Below are 22,751 nucleotides of genomic sequence, written 5' to 3' on the forward strand. Positions count from 1 at the left end.
TTTTAGCTTGGCCTTAGACAGAATCGCTAAAGCATAGGTGGATGGTGCGTTTTTTGCCTCGCTTCCGCCACGAGTTTTTTTATCATGCAGCTCTTCAGATCGGGAGATTCATATATGCTTTTTCTAAGAATGGCGCTTGTGTCGAGCGGAGTTGCATTTTGCATATGCGGCACTGCGATCAAATCAGCAGCCGCATCGGTGACACTTGTTCCTCATCGTGCTGTTTACGACTTGAGTCTCGATCGTGCCGATGAAAAATCGGGTATTGCTGGCCTGACCGGTCGAATGGTTTACGAGTTTAACGGCTCTGATTGCGAGGGATACACGACGAATTTTCGTTTTGTGACCCGGATCGATATGGATGAGCAGCCACAACGGATCACCGATCAACAGACGACGACTTTCGAAAGTGACGATGGAAAAGAGTTTCGGTTCGTTAATAAGACTTTTGTCGATAAAGAGCTCATCAAGGAAGTTCGCGGCGATGCCAAGCTGACCGGAGATAAAACGGTTGTGGAATTATCTAAGCCGAAAAACAACCGGACTGATCTAAGCCTGACGCAATTTCCGACAACACATATGGAAGAACTGATCGAGAAGGCAAAGGCGGGCGAAAAATTCTACCAGACGACTTTGTTTGACGGATCAGAGGATGCGGATCGGGTCGTGGCGACGACTGTGGTAATAGGGCACGCACAGGACACCAAAGACGCAAAACAATTGTTAGGCGAGTTTAGTAAAGACAAGGTCTGGCCAGTGACGATTGCGTATTTTGACGATAAAGAGAAACAGGACAGCCTGCCGATCTATCGGATCAATTTCAAGCTACACCCGAATGGAATTACGCGTGATCTGACGATGGATTATGGTGATTTTTCTATGCGCGGAAAACTTGTAGGTCTTGATGTTTTTGAACGTAAGTTCGATGGATTAAATTGTAGTAAGTAATGAATATCAATATTCGATAATAGTCAGTGCAAATTATGTAAATAAAATGGCGGTTTCCGAAAGATAATCCGCCATTTTATATATTTCATTGCTAATTAATTTGTATAGTTTTGTTTTTATTATAATTTAAGCTCGCAACTTTGATGTTAAACATGCTGGTTAATGCTAAAGCTGGCAGTGGGAAAGAATAGTTCTGGGTTGGATGAGACTGTATATTTGCCTATTCCAAACTGTCCGGGCTGTCCCTGCCACGTCCAATTTCCATTTTCATCTACCGGTGCAGAATAATCCCAACGATCGCCAGTTTCTTTGATGATCTGAAATTTTGCTGTGTCATAAGCTTTGCCCAATCCCTTCACTGTCGGATACTCGTGGCGAGATTGATAGTATCCCTGCGTGTACGCTTCGGTTACGCGGGTCAAATTTTGTATATTTACCCCACCATATAGCCCGTTAAAGACTTCTTTCGTCGAGCCAGGGATATCTAAAAAACGGATGTAACAATCTTTATTTGGTAGTAATTCATATGGCATCCAAAAAGATTTTTGTTTAAATTTTTTGAGCTGAAATAAATCTTTTTGAATAATTGGAGGGACATTGTCCCAATCCGAGCTCCCTGGGCAATAAGGACCTTTATAAGTGATTATGTTCCAAGGATTGTGTAATCGAATAAACTTAGTGTCATTATATTCGCAATAATATAGAATGGCATAGGCGTGTTTATTTACAAGATATCTTGAATTAAAATTAGCAAATAACGCAACTTTATTTTTATTCGCCATATCCTTTAAGCTAGCAACACAAAACGCAGCATCATTGTCATCCTGAAGCCAGTGAAAAGTGTTTTCAAAAACAGTGTAAGTACAGTAGTTTTCGTTTAATTTGTGGTAACCTTGGCAGACTTTAGCGATTGCTTTTTCGTAAAGATAATACCAGAAAATTCCGTCATCCATTGATACATAAAAAGCTGTTTCAATTAAATCGTCTATTACTACATAATAATATTTTTCATTCGCAAAAAATCTTACGGAGTATACACCAGTTCCATTGTACGCTGGCGGATAGATGCTTGTGAATTGAATGTTATGCGTGTCTATGCTTTCGCAAGTGCCGCCCGTCATGGATACGAATGAGTAGTCTCCTAGTGAAGCCTGATACATGTCCGTAATTTTCGGAGACTGATTATACATATTGCCATTGGGTACAAAATCTCCAACTCTTCTGTGGGAGGTTACGTCATCGGTAATTTTAGGGGTGTTCCAGATATCCGGTGGGAATGTGTCATCGATTAAGTAAGCTTGTTGTTTACCTAAGAAGCCGACAATAAAAGGGGCAGGGTCAGTTTGGTATACAGTGACGCCGTTGATTTTAGTTGGATTGAATTGGTTCAGTTTATCTTGAATTAAAGAAAGGTTTATCGATTTTCGATATCTACTGTTTATGTGCTGAATGAGGGGGAGGTAAGCTTGTGCGCCTTGGCCGGTTTTTTCTCGGTCTGGTGATGCTGGCCAAGTTACGATGTTCCACTTATCAATGGGTATGTCGTTATAATAAATTGTTGGCATAATGATCTCCGCTCGTTCGGGAGATTTAGAATATATAGCTGAAAATTCTCGAACACTGTCCGTTCGTTCAGGGCACGCCACTTCGCGCATATATCGACATTTGCGCTTGAGTTTTTAAAATGGATGTAATATCAGCTCGACTATTCCACACACGGGATTGGGCTTTGGTCGGGAGAAATCCGATTTCAGCCTCCGGTGGCGAGTGATCGCCTCAGTCCGTGGAGGTTAAACCGGAAAAGGAAAATTAAGATGGCATTGCCTGAATTCAGCATGCGTCAGCTGTTGGAAGCTGGTGTTCACTTTGGTCACCAGACCCACCGTTGGAACCCAAAAATGGCGCCTTACATTTACGGCGCTCGCAACAATATCCACATTATGGATCTGTCGCAGTCGGTTCCGCTTCTTCATAATGCGTTGAAGGTCGTTTCTGATACGGTTGCTCGTGGTGGTCGTGTTCTGTTCGTCGGTACAAAGCGACAGGCTTCAGACATTATCGCTGATGCAGCCACCCGTTCGGCCCAGTATTACGTCAATGCACGCTGGCTTGGCGGTATGATGACGAACTGGAAGACGATTTCAAACTCCATTCAGCGTCTGCGTAAGCTTGATGATCTTCTTGCTGGTGAAGCGCAAGGGTTCACCAAGAAGGAACGTCTTAATCTTGAGCGCGAGCGTGAAAAACTTGATCGTGCTCTGGGTGGTATCAAGGATATGGGATCGATTCCTGATTTGATGTTCATCATTGATACCAATAAAGAGTCGATTGCTATTCAGGAAGCCAAGCGTCTTGGTATTCCGGTCGTTGCAGTGGTTGATTCTAACTGTGATCCAGACCAGATCGACTATCCAATTCCAGGCAATGACGACGCAGCGCGTGCAATCGCTCTTTATTGCGATCTCGTGGCCCGTGCAGCAATCGACGGCATTGCTCGTCAGCAGGGCGCGCTGGGTATTGATATTGGCGCTCAGGCTGAAGTTCCGGTCGAGCCAGCTTTGGAAACTCCGGCTGAGCCAAACTTGGAAACTCCCGCAGAAGGCGCATAATAAGCGCTTATGAATTCATCCATCCGTTAAGGCGGATGGATAGTTTCGTTCCGGCGCATGTTGTGCCGGCTAAAGTTGGCACACCCATTCGGTGTGCCTTCGCTTTCGTGAAAGGCGACACTATGAGCATTTCCGCATCACAGGTTAAAGAACTCCGCGACCTCACCGGCGCAGGCATGATGGACTGCAAAGCAGCCTTGGCTGAAACCAATGGTGACATTGAGGCAGCAGTGGATTGGTTGCGCGCTAAGGGCATGTCTAAAGCTGACAAAAAAGCTGGCCGCACCGCTGCTGAAGGTCTTGTTGGCGTCGTTTCCAAGGGCAACAAAGCTGTTGTCGTTGAAGTTAACTCGGAAACCGACTTCGTTGCACGTAATGACGCGTTCCAGGATCTGGTTCGTAAAATTGCTGATGCAGCATTGTCGACCGATGGTTCTACTGAAGCTGTTGCTGAAGCAGATGTGGACGGAAAGTCGGTTACGCAGGCAACAAAAGATGCAGTCGCTACGATTGGTGAAAATATCGCTTTCCGTCGCTCGGCTGCGTTGGAAGTTGAGCAGGGCGTTGTTGCGACCTATGTTCATAATGGTGTAGCCGATGGACTTGGAAAGCTCGGCGTTCTGGTGGCAATTGAAACCACCGGCGATGTTGAAGCTGCAACCGCATTTGGTCGTCAGGTTGCTATGCATGTTGCTGCTATCAATCCGCTGGCTTTGACCAATGAGGATGTCGATCCGGCGGCAGTAGAGCGCGAAAAGGCAATCTTTATCGAGCAGGCGCGTGAGTCGGGTAAGCCAGACAATATCATCGAGAAGATGGTTGAAGGCCGTATGCGCAAATTCTACGAGGAAGTTGTTCTTCTTTCGCAGGATTTCGTCATCAATCCTGATCTGAAGGTGGAAGCTGCGCTTAAGGAAGCGGAAAAGGCGATTGGCGCACCAGCTAAGATCACTGGTTTTGTGCGTATCGCTCTTGGCGAAGGTATTGAGAAAGAAGAAACCGATTTTGCTGCTGAAGTCGCGGCTGCAGTGAAGAGCTGATGACTTTAACCTAAAAAGGTTTTTGATTATGAGGGGCATCGCGTGACAACGCGGTGCCCTTCGTGTATCGGAACCCAAACAGTTCAGTTAGCCATTTTCGCGGAGAGCAGCTCATGTCCGTCAATCCAGCCTATAAGCGTGTCCTTTTGAAAGCCTCAGGCGAGGCGTTAATGGGGAAGCAGGGTTTTGGCATTGACGTTTCGGTCGCTGATCGTATTGCGAGTGATATCAAGCAGGCGCGCGAACTCGGAGTTGAAGTTGGCGTCGTCATCGGTGGCGGAAATATTTTCCGAGGTGTTGCGGTAGCCTCTAAAGGTGGGGATCGGGTGACCGGTGACCATATGGGGATGCTTGCGACGGTGATTAACTCTCTTGCTTTGCGTACGTCTTTGCATCGCGTGGGCGTTGAGGCAGTTGTTCTTTCGGCGATTGCCATGCCAGAAATTTGCGAAAGTTTTTCCCAGCGCAAAGCGACTGCTTATATGAACGAAGGCAAAGTTGTCATATTCGCTGGCGGAACGGGCAATCCATTTTTTACGACCGACTCGGCAGCAGCGCTGCGCGCAGCAGAAATCGGTGCGGATGCGCTTCTCAAGGGCACGCAAGTGGACGGAATTTATTCAGCTGATCCAAAGAAAAACCCGGATGCGACACGCTTTGACCGCTTGACGCACAAGGAAGTTCTTGACCGTGGATTGGCAGTCATGGATACAGCCGCAGTTGCCCTTGCGCGTGAGAATGACATTCCGATAATAGTTTATTCTATCCATGAAAACGGCGGTTTGGCCGAAATTCTGCAAGGCAGGGGACGCTGTACGATCGTCACAGATGATTGATCGCCAAACCGATCGTTGCCTTGTCGCATCTGAAGGAGAACATGCATGAGCGATGTTTTTGATATTAATGATCTGAAGCGACGCATGGAGGGCGCAGTGAATGCGCTTAAACATGATCTGGGTGGATTGCGGACTGGTCGCGCATCTGCCAGCCTGCTCGAACCGATCGTAATTGAGGCCTATGGCTCCACGATGCCGATCAATCAGGTCGCAAATATCAGCGTTCCGGAAGCAAGGATGCTTTCGGTGTCCGTTTGGGATAAAACCATGGTTGGAGCCGTTGAGCGTGCTATTCGCGATTCGGGTCTTGGGTTAAACCCGATTACTGATGGTACAACTTTGCGCATTCCACTGCCGGAACTCAATGAACAGCGCCGCAAGGAACTGGTCAAGATTGCCCATCAATATGCAGAGCAAGGTCGCATTGCCGTGCGTCATGTTCGCCGCGACGGTATGGACCAGCTGAAAAAGCTGGAGAAAGACAGCGAAATTAGTCAGGATGAAGGCCGCGTGCTTGCAGAACGAGTACAGAAGCTGACAGACGATACTATTGCCGAAATGGATAAAATCGTTGCGGTGAAAGAGGGCGAGATTATGCAGGTATAGCCTGCAGATCTTGGGAAGGGAGCGCCGCCATGTCAGATCCGCGCCACATAGCCATCATTATGGATGGTAACGGCCGTTGGGCGAAGGCAAGGGGCTTACCACGTAGCGCCGGCCATCGTGCCGGCGTCGATGCTTTGCGCAAAGTTGTATCTGCTGCCAGCCAACGTGGTTTGGGATTTCTCACGCTGTTTGCATTTTCTTCCGAAAACTGGTCGCGTCCCAGTGGCGAGGTCGGCGAACTTATGGGGCTGCTGAAACATTTTGTGCGGCGTGACCTAGCGGATCTTCATCGACACAATGTTCGCGTTCGAATCATTGGGGAACGTGATGGACTTGAAAAAGACATACGTGCACTCTTGGTTGAGGCAGAGACGCTGACGCGTAATAATGATGGCCTTAATCTTATCATTGCGTTCAATTATGGTGCGCGAGATGAACTGGTGCGGGCGATGCAAAGAATTGGCCGCGATATTGCTGCCGGTTTGCTCAGCCCGACGTCGATTTCAGCTGAACTGATATCAGCTAATCTGGATACTGCGGGTATCCCAGATCCGGATTTGATCATCCGTACAAGTGGTGAAATTCGCCTGTCGAATTTTCTGTTGTGGCAGGCCGCCTATGCGGAGTTTCTCTTTTTATCCTGCTATTGGCCGGATTTTACAGAAGCGGAGCTCGATAGTGCTTACAAGGTTTTTAGCGCGCGTGAGCGGCGCTATGGTGGAGTTGATACCGAGGCAAGAGCGGAGAAGCGCGAGGCTTCTATAGCACTTTCTTCGGTTAAAGGGGTCGCAGGATGAATGATCACAATTGGGCTCCTGCAAAAGTTATTCATTCATGATGGCAGTTGAAATTTACGCCTATACAGAAATTCCTGGAGGGAGGATGGCGCTTTATTTTGCTAGAATTAAAGCGCTGGAAATAACTGATGTCTAACCTTCAAATCCGTATTTTGACGGCGGTGGTGCTTGCGGCTGTCGCTCTTTGGTTGACATTCGTTGGAGGGCAGGGATTCAAGCTGTTTTCCATCGCAATTGCTCTGGCGATGTTTTATGAGTGGCTCGGTTTAACCACGACCAAACAAACCGCATTTTCACGCATTGTCGGGTGGGGTTGGCTTGTTTTTGTAAGCGCGCTTATTTTCACGGAGCAAAGTGCTTTTGTCACTATTGGGGCGCTTCTGGCTGGTTGCGCGGTGCTTATTCTCAGCCAGTGGTCTGGTAGTCGGGCTTGGTCGGCTGCTGGCCTGTTTTATGCGGGCTTCTCGGCCATTTCGCTTTCGTTTTTGCGAGGCGACGAACCGTTCGGTTTCACAGCGATAATTTTTCTGTTCACAGTGGTATGGTCAACAGATATCGCTGCGTATTTCAGTGGCCGTACTATCGGTGGACCGAAGCTAGCACCACGTTTTTCACCAAACAAAACGTGGTCCGGTGCGATTGGTGGTGCGATTGCCGCCATGATCGGAGGCTACATTGTAGCTTTGATTTTGCTGCCGGGAGCCGATTGGCGCTTTGCTGCGCTGGCGCTATTGCTGTCTATCGTTTCCCAAATAGGAGATCTGGCAGAATCATGGGTCAAACGCCAATTCGGTGCGAAAGATTCAGGCAGGCTTTTGCCGGGACATGGTGGCGTACTTGACAGAGTTGACGGGCTTGTCGTGGCTGCGGCAATTTTATATCTGTTTGGTGCATTCGCAGCGGGGCCTGATGCCCCGTCTGCTTTCTTTATTAGCTTTAGTGGCATTTGACAGGGGTCAGGAGTAATATTTTGCAGGACGCCTTAGCCTATGTTTTCGGTAGCGAAAGCCTGCTTATCGGTACGATTGTCCCTTTTCTTTTTGTGCTGACAATTGTCGTGTTTGTGCATGAAATGGGCCATTATCTGGTCGGCAGGTGGTGTGGTATTGGAGCCACTGCGTTTTCGGTAGGATTTGGTCCCGAGCTAATCGGGTTTACCGATCGGCACGGAACAAGATGGAAGCTTTCAGCGATACCGCTAGGCGGTTATGTGAAGTTTGTTGGTGATGAGAGCGCGACAAGCTCCCCCGTCGACGTCGATCACTCTAAGCTCAGCACAGCTTATCGGAGCCGGGCTTTTCATACACAGCCGGTTTGGAAGCGGGCGGCGACCGTATTTGCGGGACCTGCGTTCAATTTCATTCTCACCATTGTGATTTTTAGTGTTTTCTTTGGCTTGTATGGCCAACAGATTGCAGATCCACTGGTCGCATCAGTACAGCCAGATAGTCCTGCTGCGGAAGCAGGTTTTGAACCTGGTGACCGGTTTGTGAGTGTGGAAGGCAATGCGATAAAAACTTTCTCGGATGTTCAGCGCATTGTATCCGGACGGGCAGGGGATAACCTTGTTTTCACGGTTGAGCGCGATGGTAAGTTGCTGGAACTTGAAGCTACGCCTAAATTGACGGAACGGACTGATCCGCTTGGTAATAAAATTCGGCTGGGTGTGATCGGCGTGCAGACAACTCAAGATGTGGGAAATTTCCGTCTTGTTGAATATGGTCCGCTCGAATCGGTGAAGCAAGCCATCATCGAAACTGGTTTTATCATCAGCCGGACCGGTGAGTTTTTCAAACGCTTTGCGGTGGGAAGAGAGGATAAATGTCAGCTTGGCGGGCCTGTGAAAATCGCTGATATGGCGAGTAAGGCTGCTAGTCAGGGCTTTACGTGGCTCATCCAGCTCACAGCAATGCTTTCAATAGGAATCGGCATTCTCAATCTTTTTCCGCTTCCGCCGCTTGATGGAGGCCATTTGCTGTTTTATGCAATAGAAGCGATTAAAGGCGGCCCTGTTTCTGCTGGTGCTCAGGAACTGTTTTATAAGGTCGGTTTTCTCTTTGTCATGGGATTCATGGGGTTCGTGCTTTTCAATGACCTATTTGCCTGCTAGACCATAGGTGAGTTGTTGATGGCAAATGCGTTTCGTTAAACTATACGCGAGGTCAGTCGAATGCTTGGGCCGACTCAGATCGGACTTAGCGAACATTAAAATGAGGAATGGGAGCGACTACCAGAAAAGTGAAGGAATCCGTTTACCATATTAGCGAAAATCACGTGGCTTGGATGTCACGTTGACTGCTTAAGTAAACAGATTTTAACCACAGTGCTTGCTTGTATAGAAAAACTGGCTATTACGGTTTTAGATACACGTGCTTTTCTGGGTATTGCCCCGGGGACAGAAAAAACGAAGGTTCGGAAAGCCTATGACGGCAAGTTCTAAATTCTTTGGCGCGGCTTCGGCGCTCGCTATGTCGGTGGCTCTTGTGGCTTCAGGTACGGCTGCGCTCTCGCTGGCATCAACCAGTGTCGCTGAGGCCGCTGTGGTTAGCCGCATTGATGTGCGCGGCGCTTCCCGTATTGATGCGCAAACCATTCGCGACAATATAGATATTCGTCCGGGCAAGGCTTTTAACAGTACGGATATTGATGCTGCCGTTAAACGCCTATACGCGCTTGGACTTTTCTCCGATGTTCGTATTTATCAGTCGGGTAACGCGTTGGTCGTTCAGGTCAGTGAGCGGTCGGTGGTCAATAATGTGCTGTTTCAGGGCAATAAAAAGATCAAAGATCCTGATCTTGGCCGTGCAGTACAGTTGAAGCCACGCGCACCATTTGATGCCGCGACGATGGAATCGGATAAGGAAGCCATCAAAGCTGCCTATTCCCATATTGGCCGAAGCGATGCCACGGTAAATGCTCGCACCGTAGATCTTGGTCAGGGCCGTGTTAACGTGGTCTACGAGATCAATGAAGGTTCGCGGACGAAGATTGCGAATATCAATTTCGCTGGCAATAATGCCTATAGTTCGCGTCGTTTGCGCGATGTCATATCCACGAAGCGTTCGAACCCGCTTTCTTGGTTGACTCGTAATGACGTTTATGACGAAGGTCGCCTGCAGGCTGATGAAGAAACACTGCGCCGCTTCTATTATAATAGGGGCTATGCGGACTTCCGTGTCGTTTCGTCTGACGCTGTGTTAGATCCGGCGACGAACGAATATACGATCACAATCACCGTGGATGAAGGGCAGCGCTATACGTTTGGCGATGTGGGCGTTGAAAGCACGGTTGAAGGTGTCGATACTCAGAATCTTGAGCGTTTGATCGAAACTCGTCCTGGCAAGCCTTACAGCGCGAAGGAGATCGAGGACACGGTTCTTGCAATCACCGAAGGTGTGGCAGGCAGTGGATATGCCTTTGCTAAGGTTGAGCCTCGCGGTGATCGTGATTTTGAAAATCAGACCATCTCTGTTGTTTATAGCGTTGATCAGGGTCCACGCGCTTATATTGAGCGCATTGAGATCCGCGGTAACGACAAGACACGCGATTTCGTTATCCGTCGTGAATTTGATGTGAATGAAGGCGATGCGTTCAATCAGGTGATGGTGCAGCGCGCCAAGCGTCGTCTTGAAGCTCTAGATTTTTTCCAGACGGTTAATATCTCGACTGTCCCTGGAGCAGAGCCTGATCAGGTGGTGCTCGTGGTGGATGTTGTTGAGAAATCTACCGGTGAATTCTCGATCGGTGGTGGTTATACTACGGGTGGGGAAACGCCTGGTGCGTCAGTAGAGGCAGCAGTTACCGAGCGTAACTTCCTTGGTCGTGGTCAGTATATTCGTATCAGCGCGGGTGCTGGTGAAGATGATATGCGTAATTACGGCCTGTCGTTTACTGAGCCTTATTTCCTCGGCTATCGTATATCTGCAGGTTTTGACGTCTTCCGTCGCTCTTACCGGATCGATACGAGCGGTCGCTATGATGTCGAGCAGACAGGTGGTACGATTCGCTTTGGCTTGCCGATTACCGATAATTTCTCCGTTGGTCTTGCCTATAATCTTGTGCAGGAAAAATATGACCTGACGAGACGTGGGCCCAATGGTCGTCCTGATCCAAATTATTATGCTCCAGCATTGATTGAGGCTGGCGAATTTAGCCCTTGGTTGCGGTCGTCGGTCAGCTATTCGTTGACCTATAATTCGATTGACGACATGAAAAACCCGCGTGACGGTTTGTTTGGCCGCTTCACACAGGAGTTTGCAGGGCTTGGTGGTGATGCCAAGTTCATGAAGACTACCTTCAAAGGCAACTATTATCAGACGCTGATGCAGGAAGCCGATATTATTGGTATGCTGGGCGTTGGTGCCGGTTATATTCATGAATTTGACAGCGATGGCGTTCGCATATTCGACCTGTTCAAGAATAACAGCGAGATGATCCGCGGCTTCAAGTTCAATGGTATCGGGCCTTATCAGGATGCCGGCGATGGCAGACGTTACTGGCTTGGCGGCACGACCTACTTTACCGGAACTGCAGAACTTCAGTTCCCAATGCCGGTTGTTCCGGAAAGCCTGGGTATTCGCGGAGCGGTGTTTGCTGATGCGGCAACGCTTTATGGAAATGATACGAATGACGTAGAAGGCGATGATAAGAAGCTTCGCGCTTCGGTTGGTCTCAGCCTGATGTGGGCGTCACCATTCGGACCGTTGCGCTTCGACTACGCCTTCCCGGTTTCTAAAGCGAGTACTGATAAGGTACAGAACTTCAACTTTGGCGTTTCCACACGCTTCTAAGCGTTCATCGGCAAAGCGGTTCTCGCTTTGCCGGACGGGAATAGTCAAGGTGAATGGTTAGAGTGGTTTGTAAATCGCATTTAAACTACTTTGATTGATTTGCCTTTTCCTGGGGCTACAAGCCCCAGGCAAGAAAGTGTTTTTATGGCAGATCCTGTTTTCTTTAAGCCATCGCGCGAAATTACGATCGGCGATGTAGCAGATTTTACCGGTGCAAGCCTTCGTGATCCGAAGCTTGCGCCGCGTTCTGTTGTGCGCTTGGCATCATTAGATGATGCCGGGGAAGACGCGCTCGTCTTTGTCGATGGCAAAAAAAATGCAGAATCATTGTTAAAAATAAAAGCGGCAGGTGTGTTATGCACGCCGGCAGTTGCGGACAGCGTGCCCCAACATATCGCAGCATTGGTCACGCGGAGCCCGCATCGGGATTTTGCCGCGGTTGGACGAATGCTGTTTCCGTCCGCTGTTAAACCAGAGAGCTTGCTAGGCGAAACCGGTATTTCTCCCGCAGCCTTTGTTCATCCTTCGGCTCATATCGAAGAGGGGGCGACGGTTGAAGCGGGTGCGGTTGTCGGAAAGAATGCGAGCATTGGCGCGGGTACGCTGATTGCAGCAACCGCTGTTATTGCCAAGAATTGTCAGGTTGGGCGCGATAGCTATGTGGGGCCGGGGGTTAGCGTTCAGCATGCACTGATTGGAAATCGTGTTTATTTGCATCCGGGTGTTCAGATCGGTCAGGATGGTTTTGGCTATGTTCCTGGTCCTGCGGGTGTCGAAAAAGTTCCGCAATTGGGGCGGGTGATCATCCAGGATGATGTGGAAGTTGGGGCAAATTCTACCATTGATCGGGGTGCACTTGGCGACACCATCATTGGTGAGGGCACCAAAATCGATAATCTTGTACAAATTGCTCATAATGTGCGGATTGGCCGTTTCTGCCTGATTGCGGCGCATTGTGGCGTTTCAGGAAGCTGTACCATTGGCGATCAAACAATGCTCGGCGGTCGTGTTGGGCTGGCGGATCATTTGGTTATTGGCTCGCGGGTGCAGGTGGCTGCGGCAAGTGGCGTAATGAATGACATTCCGGACGGCGAACGTTGGGGCGGAATTCCGGCACGGCCGATCAAACAATGGTTCCGGGATATTGCTAACATCCGAAGCATCGGGCAATCGAGAAAGGAGCAATCCTCAGATGAATGACATGCCACAGAAGACGCTGGAGGCCGCTGATATTCAAGCGGTGCTTTGCGCACTTCCGCACCGCTATCCTTTTCTGTTGATTGATCGTATCGTAGATATACAGGGCGATGTATCCGCTACGGGTATCAAAAACGTTACTATCAACGAACCGCATTTTATGGGACATTTTCCCAATAAGCCGATTATGCCGGGCGTTCTGATCATTGAAGCCATGGCACAGACAGCTGGCGCAATTACTGTTCTGAATATGGGTGCAAATGCGCCTAGTGTTGTTTACTTCATGACGATTGACAAAGCCAAGTTCCGGAAACCAGTTGTTCCGGGCGATCAGCTGCGTCTTTACGTTAAGAAGTTGAAACAGCGTGGTAACATCTCCAAATATGAATGCACGGCCGAGGTTGACGGCGTTAAAGTTGCCGAAGCCGAAGTCGCCGCCATGGTTGGCGTAGCGGAAGAGAAGCTGTGAGCACACTTATGCAAGAAACTATCATCCACCCTACTGCTGTTGTTGAAAAAGGGGTGGAGCTCGGTCAAGGCGTTTCCATCGGCCCATTTTGTTACATTGAATCGGGCGCAGTTATCGGTGATAACTGCGAACTGATGAGCCATGTCGTAGCGACAGGCGGTGTGAGACTGGGAGCGGGCGGAAAAGTATATCCGCATGCTATTTTAGGATGCGACCCGCAGAACGGCAAACATAAGGGCGGGCCGACGACGCTCAATATAGGTGTTAATTGTCTCATCCGTGAAGGTGTGACAATGCATCGAGGATCCGATAGCAGTCGGGGTTATACGTCGATTGGGGATAATTGCCAATTTCTGGCTTATGCTCACGTGGCCCATGATTGCGATGTCGGAGACCATGTCACTTTTGCTAATAATGTGATGGTTGGCGGTCATACAGTTATTGGCCATCATGCGATTTTAGGCGGAGGAGCCGCGGTTCACCAGTTTGTTCGTGTCGGACATCACGCATTTGTAGGCGGGATGGCGGCGTTGGCGCATGATCTTATTCCCTATGGCAGTGCAATTGGGGTTCATGCATATCTTGGCGGCTTGAATATTATTGGTATGAAGCGCTCGGGTATGAAACGTCAAGAAATTCACCAGTTGCGTCATGCAGTTAGGATGCTTTTTGATCGTTCAAAACCGGTGCGGGAACGTGCTGAGGATGTGATGCAGGCGTTTCCTGAATCGGCATCGGTCATTGATTTGATTGATTTCATTTCGGTAAGCACAAAGCGCGCTTATTGCACTCCTCCGCTTGACCGAGGTAGCGCAGGAATTATGGATAGTGGCAACGAGTGAAAAAAGTCCGGTAATGACTGGTAAAACTGCCATTATTGCTGGCAACGGTCTTTTACCGATCAGCGTAGCAGCGGCTTTGAAGGCGGATGGTAATCCGCCTTTTGTGCTTCCTATACGTGGCGAGGCCGACCCCGAGCTGTATAAATATGACCATCAAGAAATTTCGGTCATGGATTTTGGCATGTTGCTTCGGGCCATGCGCAAGGCCTCTGTATCGCAGGTGGTTTTAGCGGGCGGAATTTTGAACCGTCCGCATTTGAGCGATTTGAAATTGAACTGGCCCACGCTTCGGGCTGTTCCATATGTCTTGGGCGCACTGGGTCGAGGCGATGACGCACTTTTACGCGCCTTCATGCGACTATTGGAGCGGTTTGGATTTAAAATGGTTGGCGCACATGAAGTGGTGCCTGATCTTTTATCTCCCTCGCCAGCGCGTGTTTTGACTCACAAACAGCCGGATGAAAAAGCACGTGAGAATATCGTTCTTGCGATGGATGCGGCGTTGCGGCTTGGTGAATTGGATGTCGGGCAAGGGGCTATTGCTGCGGGCGGGCGCGTGGTCGCGCTCGAAGGTGCTGAAGGCACTGATTTGATGATCGACCGGGTCTATGAATTACGCAAGGCTGGTCGAATTCCAAAGCGGGGCGGTGTGCTTGTCAAAATGGCGAAACCCCAGCAAGATGAGCGCGCAGATTTGCCTGCTATCGGCCCGATGACGGTTGAAGGAATTTTTCGAGCCGGACTTGATGGTATAGCGGTTGAAGCTGGACGAACTTTTATTCTGGGGCTGGCGGAGACAATAAAAGCGGCCAATGAAAAGGAAATTTTTATAGAAACGATTAGCCAAACTGGGAAGGACGGGCAGGGTGAACACAGATAGCCGACCGTTGAAATTGGCAATTGTTGCTGGCGAAGAATCTGGAGATATTCTGGGCGCCGACCTGGTAGATGCGCTACGCAAACAAACGGACAGGCTAGTCGATATTATTGGAGTGGGCGGAGATCATCTCGCTAAACGCGGTTTGAAAACATTTTTTGATCCGCAAGAAATTGCCATAATGGGCCTGAGCGCAGTACTCAAAAGTCTTCCTAGCCTTGTATTGCGCATTCGACAAATTTCCAGGGAGATTGTCGCGGCTAGGCCTGATTGCGTATTATTGATCGACAGTCCAGACTTTACGCACCGAGTTGCGAAAAAGATCCGCGCAGCGAATCCTTCTATTCCAATTGTAAAATATGTTGCGCCGAGCGTCTGGGCTTGGAGGCCGCAGCGTGCCAAAGCAATGCGAGCCTATGTTGATCACGTGCTAACGGTTCTGCCTTTTGAAGTCGAGGTTATGAAACGGCTTCACGGACCGGCATCGACCTATGTGGGCCATAGGCTTAGCAGCTATGCTCCCATTGTGACGGCGCAGCGATCACAAAAAAGCTTAGAAAATCAGCGGTGGAATGATGATGCGCGGCGATTGCTGTTGTTGCCGGGTTCGCGAAAATCTGAAGTTCAGATGCTGATGGAGCCGTTTGGTAAAACAGTAGAGGAACTGGCGCAGCGGTTTAACAAGCTCGAAGTTATTTTGCCAACCCTACCACGTATAGAAGAACTGGTTCGGGAAGCATCCCGCGATTGGGCTGTTAAGCCTATAATTGTAGTGGGAGAAGAAGCCAAATGGGAAGCTTTCGGTAAGGTGGATGCGGCACTTGCAGCCTCTGGAACGGTATCGCTGGAACTTGCCTTATCTCGTATACCGACCGTTTTGTGTTACAAGGCTGATTGGTTTGCTCGGCAATTTCTTATTTCAAAAATCACGATATGGAGCGCAGCGCTGCCCAATATCGTGGTGGACGAGCCGGTGGTTCCTGAATTATTCAACGAATTTGTAAGGCCGGGAATGATGGCCCGCCAGGTAGAACGCTTGATGCGTAAAGGAGCTGCACGACAGGCCCAGCTTGATGGGTTCGATAAAGTCGCAGCTCTTATGCAAACAGAGCGGCCTTCGGGTGAGATCGGGGCGAAAATTCTTCTTGATCTGGCAGAAAACGGTCGAAATCGCTGATTTTGAGTTTAGTTCGCAAAGAGATTCTCAAAACAAAAAACCCGGCTAAAACCGGGTTTTTTTATATTTAAAAAGATTACTTACGCTTTGCCACAGGCACGTAATCGCGCTGTGGTGCGCCGGTGTAAAGCTGGCGTGGACGTCCGATTTTCTGCTGCGGATCTTCTACCATTTCCTTCCACTGGGCGACCCAGCCTACAGTACGGGCGAGTGCAAAAAGTACGGTAAACATTTCGGTCGGGAAGCCGAGCGCTTTGAGGGTGATGCCGGAATAGAAGTCGATATTTGGATAGAGCTTTTTCTCGATGAAATATTCATCGGTCAGGGCAATTTTTTCGAGTTCCATTGCTACGTCCAGCAATGGGTCATCTTTTATACCCAGTTCTCCCAAAACTTCATGACAGGTTTTCTGCATGATCTTGGCACGCGGATCATAATTTTTATAAACGCGGTGTCCAAAGCCCATCAGACGGAAAGGATCGTTCTTGTCTTTGGCGCGTGCGATGAATTCTGGGATACGATCGACAGAACCGATCTCTGCCAACATGTTAAGGGCCGCTTCGTTTGCACCGCCATGAGCGGGACCCCACAAGCACGCAACACCTGCTGCAATACATGCAAACGGGTTGGCTCCGGAAGAGCCAGCAAGACGAACCGTGGATGTAGAGGCGTTCTGCTCGTGGTCGGCATGAAGAATGAAAATGCGGTCCATAGCGCGTGCCAGAACCGGATTGACTTTATAATTCTCACACGGAACGGCAAAGCACATGTGGAGGAAGTTTGCCGCAAAATCGAGATCATTCTTCGGATACATAAAGGGTTGGCCGATATGATATTTATAGGCCATGGCTGCGAGGGTTGGCAGTTTTGCCACCAAGCGGATGGAGGCCACCATGCGCTGATGCGGATCAGTTATGTCGGTTGAATCATGATAGAAAGCCGACATAGCGCCGACACAACCAACGATAACAGCCATAGGATGAGCATCACGACGGAAGCCGGTGAAGAATTTCGTCATCTGCTCATGGATCATCGTGTGATGGGTCACGCGATAATCAAAGTCAGCTTTCTGAGCCGCGGTTGGAAGCTCACCATAAAGCAATAGGTAGCAAGTTTCGAGAAAATCGCCATGTTCGGCAAGTTGTTCAATAGGGTAGCCGCGATAAAGCAGAACGCCTTCGTCACCATCGATATAGGTGATTTTCGATTCGCATGATGCTGTCGAGGTAAAACCAGGGTCGTAGGTGAAAGCATCCATATTTTTATAAAGCGGACTGATCTCAACGACGTCCGGCCCGACAGTGCCTTGTCTTACAGGCAGTTCCACTGTTTTGCCGTCGAGAGTAAAGCTTGCTGTCTTAGCTGACATCCTGTTTCCTTTCGTGTCCACCTAGCCGTTTCCACAACGGCAGATATCTAAACGTCTTATATTCTATCTTACGTAAAATCGAGAATTAAGGTCGAATGAAACCATTAACCTCTGTAAAATTCCGTTGATTTCGCTGGCCAAACTATCCCAATGATCTTTTGATGCAATGCGAATTTTCCGAAAATTTGAATGCTTTTGTCACGAGAGCGTGAAATTTAGCAACTTAAACGATTTGATCGCGAATTCTTGCCAGAGACTCTTCACGACCAAGCACAACTAAAACGTCAAACACGCCCGGAGAGGTGGCTCGACCGGTGAGTGCGGCGCGTAAAGGTTGTGCAACTTTACCAAGTTTCAGCCCATTCTCTTCCGCATGAGCACGCACTGAAGAATCAAGCGCTTCCAAATTCCACTCGGCTACAGCCTCAAGATTCGGCAAGATCGCTTTCAGAATCGCACGTCCATCTTCGTTGAGCAGGGCGGCAGCTTTTTCGTCCAATTCTAGCGGACGTGACGCAAATATAAATTTTGCGCCGTCAGCAAGTTCCTTCAAAGTTTTGGCGCGATCTTTCAGGCCGGGCATGGCTGTTAGCAATTGCGCACGACGCTGATCATTCAGTGCGGTCAAAAGCTCTTCTCCGCCATCGAGTTCGGGTAAAACAGCGATCAAGGCGTCGAAAAGTGCCTTGTCTTCACTGGCCCGCATATAGACCCCGTTAATGGCTTCGAGTTTTTGAAAGTCAAAACGTGCGGCGCCTTTGTTAATGTCTGAAACATCGAACCACTCAATCATCTGTTCGATCGACATAATTTCATCGTCACCGTGGCTCCAGCCCAGCCTGACGAGATAATTGCGCAATGCTTGTGGCAAATAGCCCATGGCACGATATGCATCGACACCGAGAGCACCGTGACGTTTTGAAAGCTTGGCGCCGTCTGCGCCGTGAATGAGCGGGATATGAGCCATGCGCGGAATATCCCAGCCCAGCGCTTGATAAATTATAGTCTGGCGAGCAGCGTTTGTGAGGTGATCATCGCCACGAATAATGTCGGTTACGCCCATATCATGGTCGTCTACAACAACGGCGTGCATATAGGTCGGCGTGCCGTCGGAACGTAAGATGATGAAATCATCTAAATCTTTGTTGGGAAAGCGCACATCTCCTTGTACGGCGTCATAAACGACCGTTTCCCCCTCCTGAGGCGCTTTTATGCGGATAACCGGCTTAACATCTGCGGGGGCGTCAGAGGCCGGGCGGTCACGCCAACGGCCATCATAGCGCGGCGGGCGACCTTCGGCACGTGCTTTCTCGCGCATTTCTTCTAGTTCTTGCGGCGTTGCGTAGCAGTAATAGGCTTTGCCTAATGCAACGAGCTCTTCTGCGACTTCGCGATGACGAGGAGCCCTTTCGAACTGCGAAATTACATCACCATCCCAATCAAGACCAAGCCAAGTTAGGCCGTCCAGAATGGCCGCTGTTGCTGCGTCCGTTGAGCGTTCCCGGTCCGTATCTTCGATGCGAAGAAGCATCTTTCCGCCTTTATGTTTAGCATAAAGCCAATTGAAAAGTGCGGTCCGAGCCCCGCCAATATGAAGGAAACCCGTGGGCGAGGGGGCAAAACGGGTGATGACCGGTTTCGACATGACGGCTCCAGATTTGTTGCGTCGAGCGGCAAGTTATGCACGCAAGAGGGGCGTTCTTAATCATTCACTTATCGACCAAAGGCCGACAAGAAGTGGGACTGGAATTGCGATCCCACTCGATTTTCGTTTGAGTTCATGTACCATAGGCAGCGCTGTGCGCAAGGGCTATACTCGTCTTAAACGAACAGTTGGCGGAGGGTAACTGCACTTTTTGCAGTCAGGCGGGGGCATGACGGGCAGTTGCGAAACGGAGGAAATTGATGAGCGGGCGCTTGTAAAGAGCTGGCCTGACGCACATACGAATTCGAAAATTGCCGAACCCTGGCCGGTCTTTTTGGACGATGACGAGTTCGTTAAACCTCCGAAAGAAAGCAAGAATAGTTCTCGTCGGCTATTTGATAGTGTTTTGGCGGGCAGTAAGTCTGCTAGCGTTGCTTTTAATAGCGAAATAGCGCGTGGATTGTTCTTTTTACTGTTTCCGGTTTCCGCCGGCGTGGGAGCAGTTACATATTTCAATCTGACTTTTGAACCGGACTGGTTGCAAATTCTATCCATTCTGGTGGCTCTGATTTTTATTCGTGTTCTAGTCAGAAAAAAGTTTTTGCTGGCTCAGATTTTCACTCTTGCTATCGCTGTGGCGCTCGGCGCTAGTGCAGGGAAATTTGAAACTGGGCGTAAAAATACACCTATGCTCGGCTCAGATGTTGCAACGCTGATAACTGGAAGAGTCGTGGGGATTGAATATCGCGATAATGAAACTTGGCGGGTTACTCTGGACGTTCTCCAGACTGAAAAACCAAAACTAAAATACGCGCCTAATCGCATAAGAATTACCGCACGAGATCTACCCGCCAATACGCGCATTGGCAGCGGTTTAACGGGATATGCGCGATTACGCGTTCCATCGGGGCCGGTACGGCCCGGAAGCTATGATTTTGCTTTTCATGCTTATTTCAATGGGATCGGTGCAAACGGGTTTTTTTTAGGGGTTCCGCGATTAATCACCATCCCAGAAGTGGAAGGTATTACGAATAAATTTTTACAGGCTATTGCGGCGCTCAGAGTAAGAATTTCTGAGAGGATAAACGAAGTTCTAGAAGGGGAGAACGGCCACGTGGCCGCAGCGCTGATTGCTGGCGAGCGGGCCGGTATTAGTGAGAAAACCAATGCGGATCTTCGGCTGTCTGGACTTGCGCATATCCTTTCTATCTCGGGATTGCATATGGCGCTCGCCGCAGGTGTGGTAATGCTTTCGCTTCGGTATATATTTGCTCTGTTTCCGGCATTTAGTGCGCGCTATCCGGTCAAAAAATACGCCGCGTTTTTATCACTTTTAAGTTGCACTTTTTATCTTGCGATGTCAGGCGCGGATGTGGCGGCCCAGCGTAGCTATATTATGATCGCCGTAATGTTATGCGCACTTTTGTTGGATCGTGCCGCGATTAGCATGCGCAATTTAGCTATAGCGGCCGTAGCGATGATCTTAATTTACCCCCACGAGGTTCTCGGGCCAAGTTTTCAAATGTCTTTCTCGGCAACGGCCGCTCTCATTGCTGCATTCGCGTGGTGGGGTAACCGTATGGCCGGCAAAAAAGTATTGATTGAAAATGGCGGCGCTCTGAAACAGGGAATCACTGCCAAAATTATTAGTCCAGCACTGGCAACGGCCGGTACATCTCTGGTTGCAGGAACCGCGAGTGGAATTTTCGCAGCCTATCATTTCAATAACACTGCACCTTTTGGGATTATTGGTAACGTATTGGCGCTTCCGGTTGTTTCAGTGCTTGTGATGCCGTTCGGCGTGTTTTCGCTTCTGATGATGCCGTTTCATCTTGATTGGCTGCCATTGCAAATCATGGGGTTTGGCATTGAGCTTGTTCGACGGATAGCGAGCTTCGTGGCGCAGATTTCGCCTGATGGTAATCCGGGGGTGATTCCGAAGAGTGCGCTTCTAGTTTGGACTGTGGCCTTAGTGATTTTAGTCGTGTTCACGTCTCGACTACGATTGATTGCGCTTCCATTGGTGGTTGGCGGTTTTATCATATTTATGCGCACGCCCTTGCCAGACATTTTAGTGTCTGAAGATGCTCGTTTGGTCGCAGTCCGGTTAAATGACGGAAACTTTGCAATTAACCGCAACAGACCAGCCAATTTCACGGCCGAGAATTGGAAGTCGGCTTATTTGATTGATCGTTTTGTTCCGCCACAAAAATTTAATGCAGGTACCGAAACCGACCACAGGGTTTTTACTTGCGAGGAAGATATTTGCACCATCCTTTTGAAAGATGGACGCATGCTGGCCTATACGTCTGATCCAGCTAAGAGGGAAATTGCCTGCAATATTGGCGATGTGGTGATACTCGCAATATCCGGGCCAAAGCCCACATGTAACGCGATAAACAGCCGGGTGATAGGCAAACAAGAGATAGCACTAAAAGGAGCGTTAGAAATGTGGCTCGCATCGAGCCGATCCGTTTCTATTTCATATTCAGATGAAGTGTTACCAGACAAAAAGCGTGCAATGAGCGCGTCTGAGCCCGGGCAGAATTATCACTACGATGACAAATTGACTTTTGCCGTCGATGTGCCGATCCGGCCTTGGCATTTACACAGGCTTTTTTCACGGCCTGCACGGGGGCTAGCCGAGCGAGATAATCGAAAGAAAACGGCGCAATAACTGCTTACACGTTTGACAAAATAGTGTGAGATGCTCGCGAGTTCCCGCCTGCATAAGCAACAGATCAGGGTTGCAAACAGGCAGGCAGGTGTTCGAATTTCGCGAGCGTCAATCTTTAATGCTGCCCAAAGTGGGCGTTCAATAGCGGCGTATCAGACCGATCAACCTACCTTGAACCTGAACCCGATCTGGACCGAAAATTCTCGTTTCATAGGCGGGATTGGCAGCTTCTAACGCAATAGATGCTCCTCTGCGCCTAAAACGTTTGAGCGTTGCTTCTTCATCATCCACCAGCGCAACGATGATCTCACCGGGGTTAGCGGTATCTCCGCGTCTGATAATGACCGTATCGCCATCAAAAATACCGGCCTCAATCATCGAATCGCCTTTGACTTCAAGCGCATAATGATCGCCAGGGCCGACCATTTCGGGTGGAAGGTTCAAAGAATGGGTTTGATTTTGAATGGCTGAAATCGGGACACCGGCTGCTATACGACCCATAACCGGTACGGAAATGGGACTGTCTGCCTTATCGCTGCTTGCTGACGATTGAGCAGGCGCTGGCGGGGCTTTTCCCAAACTACCTTCAATTACCGAAGGGGAAAATTTTTTCGCTGCGTTCAAGCCCGGAGCGATAGAATCAGGCAATCTCAACACTTCCAATGCACGCGCGCGATTGGGAAGTCTGCGAATGAAGCCTCGTTCCTCCAGCGCCGTTATCAAGCGATGAATGCCTGATTTAGAAGCAAGGTTGAGCGCATCTTTCATTTCATCGAAGGAAGGCGGAATCCCTGTTTCCTTAAGACGCTCGTGTATGTACTGCAATAGCTCGTGCTGTTTGCGGGTTAACATGCGACACCCTCCCGGCCAAG

Annotated in this window: 19 protein-coding genes; 15 read left to right on the forward strand and 4 right to left on the reverse strand. The window is 49.3% G+C overall.

Features of this window, described 5'->3' with window-relative positions:
- Window positions 1–114 precede the first annotated feature (114 nt).
- Window positions 115–948: a cell envelope integrity EipB family protein gene (locus C7374_RS05330; RefSeq protein WP_111574562.1), complete on the forward strand. Its 834-nt coding sequence runs from the start codon at window positions 115–117 to the stop codon at window positions 946–948.
- A 146-nt stretch (window positions 949–1,094) separates the two neighbouring features.
- On the opposite strand, the gene C7374_RS05335 is transcribed toward C7374_RS05330, so the two are convergent.
- Window positions 1,095–2,513: a C2 family cysteine protease gene (locus tag C7374_RS05335; protein WP_210205070.1), complete on the reverse strand. Its 1,419-nt coding sequence runs from the start codon at window positions 2,511–2,513 to the stop codon at window positions 1,095–1,097.
- A gap of 249 nt (window positions 2,514–2,762) precedes the next feature.
- Here C7374_RS05335 and rpsB point away from each other — a divergent pair, with 249 nt between their 5' ends.
- The 13 genes from rpsB (at window position 2,763) to lpxB (ending at window position 16,188) form a co-directional block, all read left to right on the forward strand.
- The gene (gene rpsB / locus C7374_RS05340; protein WP_111574564.1) at window positions 2,763–3,557 is read left to right on the forward strand and encodes a 30S ribosomal protein S2; all 795 of its coding nucleotides are present in this window, start codon (window positions 2,763–2,765) and stop codon (window positions 3,555–3,557) included.
- A 122-nt stretch (window positions 3,558–3,679) separates the two neighbouring features.
- A complete protein-coding gene (gene tsf / locus C7374_RS05345; protein ID WP_111574653.1) occupies window positions 3,680–4,597 on the forward strand; it encodes a translation elongation factor Ts in 918 nt (305 codons plus the stop codon).
- A 113-nt stretch (window positions 4,598–4,710) separates the two neighbouring features.
- Window positions 4,711–5,433, forward strand: a complete 723-nt coding sequence (gene pyrH, locus C7374_RS05350) for a UMP kinase (protein ID WP_111574565.1) — start codon at window positions 4,711–4,713, stop codon at window positions 5,431–5,433.
- A gap of 45 nt (window positions 5,434–5,478) precedes the next feature.
- Entirely contained in the window at window positions 5,479–6,039 is a 561-nt protein-coding gene (gene frr / locus C7374_RS05355) for a ribosome recycling factor (RefSeq protein ID WP_111574566.1), read from the forward strand.
- 29 nt (window positions 6,040–6,068) lie between these two features.
- Window positions 6,069–6,836: an isoprenyl transferase gene (locus C7374_RS05360; RefSeq protein ID WP_111574567.1), complete on the forward strand. Its 768-nt coding sequence runs from the start codon at window positions 6,069–6,071 to the stop codon at window positions 6,834–6,836.
- Window positions 6,837–6,964: 128 nt separating this feature from the next.
- The gene (locus C7374_RS05365; protein ID WP_111574568.1) at window positions 6,965–7,786 is read left to right on the forward strand and encodes a phosphatidate cytidylyltransferase; all 822 of its coding nucleotides are present in this window, start codon (window positions 6,965–6,967) and stop codon (window positions 7,784–7,786) included.
- 20 nt (window positions 7,787–7,806) lie between these two features.
- Window positions 7,807–8,946, forward strand: a complete 1,140-nt coding sequence (rseP, locus tag C7374_RS05370; RefSeq protein ID WP_111574569.1) for an RIP metalloprotease RseP — start codon at window positions 7,807–7,809, stop codon at window positions 8,944–8,946.
- Between the two features lie 313 nt (window positions 8,947–9,259).
- Window positions 9,260–11,626 (forward strand): outer membrane protein assembly factor BamA, encoded by a 2,367-nt coding sequence (gene bamA / locus C7374_RS05375; RefSeq protein ID WP_111574570.1) that lies wholly within the window; start codon window positions 9,260–9,262, stop codon window positions 11,624–11,626.
- Between the two features lie 144 nt (window positions 11,627–11,770).
- Window positions 11,771–12,826 (forward strand): UDP-3-O-(3-hydroxymyristoyl)glucosamine N-acyltransferase, encoded by a 1,056-nt coding sequence (gene lpxD, locus C7374_RS05380; protein ID WP_111574571.1) that lies wholly within the window; start codon window positions 11,771–11,773, stop codon window positions 12,824–12,826.
- A complete protein-coding gene (fabZ, locus tag C7374_RS05385; RefSeq protein ID WP_111574572.1) occupies window positions 12,819–13,292 on the forward strand; it encodes a 3-hydroxyacyl-ACP dehydratase FabZ in 474 nt (157 codons plus the stop codon). Before lpxD ends, fabZ begins: the two co-directional genes overlap by 8 nt.
- 8 nt (window positions 13,293–13,300) lie before the next feature.
- Window positions 13,301–14,134, forward strand: coding sequence for an acyl-ACP--UDP-N-acetylglucosamine O-acyltransferase (lpxA, locus tag C7374_RS05390; RefSeq protein ID WP_111574573.1), 834 nt, complete (start codon window positions 13,301–13,303; stop codon window positions 14,132–14,134).
- A 13-nt stretch (window positions 14,135–14,147) separates the two neighbouring features.
- Window positions 14,148–15,014, forward strand: coding sequence for an LpxI family protein (locus C7374_RS05395; protein WP_111574574.1), 867 nt, complete (start codon window positions 14,148–14,150; stop codon window positions 15,012–15,014).
- On the forward strand, window positions 15,001–16,188 hold the full coding sequence (gene lpxB, locus C7374_RS05400; protein WP_111574575.1) for a lipid-A-disaccharide synthase: 1,188 nt from the start codon (window positions 15,001–15,003) through the stop codon (window positions 16,186–16,188). The genes C7374_RS05395 and lpxB overlap by 14 nt, the downstream gene beginning before the upstream one ends.
- A 76-nt stretch (window positions 16,189–16,264) precedes the next feature.
- Here lpxB and gltA read toward each other — a convergent pair whose 3' ends face one another.
- Both gltA and gltX read right to left on the reverse strand, forming a co-directional pair.
- A complete protein-coding gene (gene gltA / locus C7374_RS05405) occupies window positions 16,265–17,557 on the reverse strand; it encodes a citrate synthase (RefSeq protein WP_111574576.1) in 1,293 nt (430 codons plus the stop codon).
- Between the two features lie 223 nt (window positions 17,558–17,780).
- Window positions 17,781–19,202: a glutamate--tRNA ligase gene (gene gltX / locus C7374_RS05410; RefSeq protein WP_111574577.1), complete on the reverse strand. Its 1,422-nt coding sequence runs from the start codon at window positions 19,200–19,202 to the stop codon at window positions 17,781–17,783.
- 229 nt (window positions 19,203–19,431) lie between these two features.
- Here gltX and C7374_RS05415 point away from each other — a divergent pair, with 229 nt between their 5' ends.
- Window positions 19,432–21,879 (forward strand): ComEC/Rec2 family competence protein, encoded by a 2,448-nt coding sequence (locus C7374_RS05415; RefSeq protein WP_111574578.1) that lies wholly within the window; start codon window positions 19,432–19,434, stop codon window positions 21,877–21,879.
- A gap of 138 nt (window positions 21,880–22,017) precedes the next feature.
- On the opposite strand, the gene lexA is transcribed toward C7374_RS05415, so the two are convergent.
- Window positions 22,018–22,731: a transcriptional repressor LexA gene (gene lexA / locus C7374_RS05420; RefSeq protein WP_111574579.1), complete on the reverse strand. Its 714-nt coding sequence runs from the start codon at window positions 22,729–22,731 to the stop codon at window positions 22,018–22,020.
- Between the last annotated feature and the right edge of the window lie 20 nt (window positions 22,732–22,751).

It is taken from the genome of Falsochrobactrum ovis, from assembly GCF_003259955.1.
Lineage (GTDB): Bacteria > Pseudomonadota > Alphaproteobacteria > Rhizobiales > Rhizobiaceae > Brucella > Brucella ovis_A.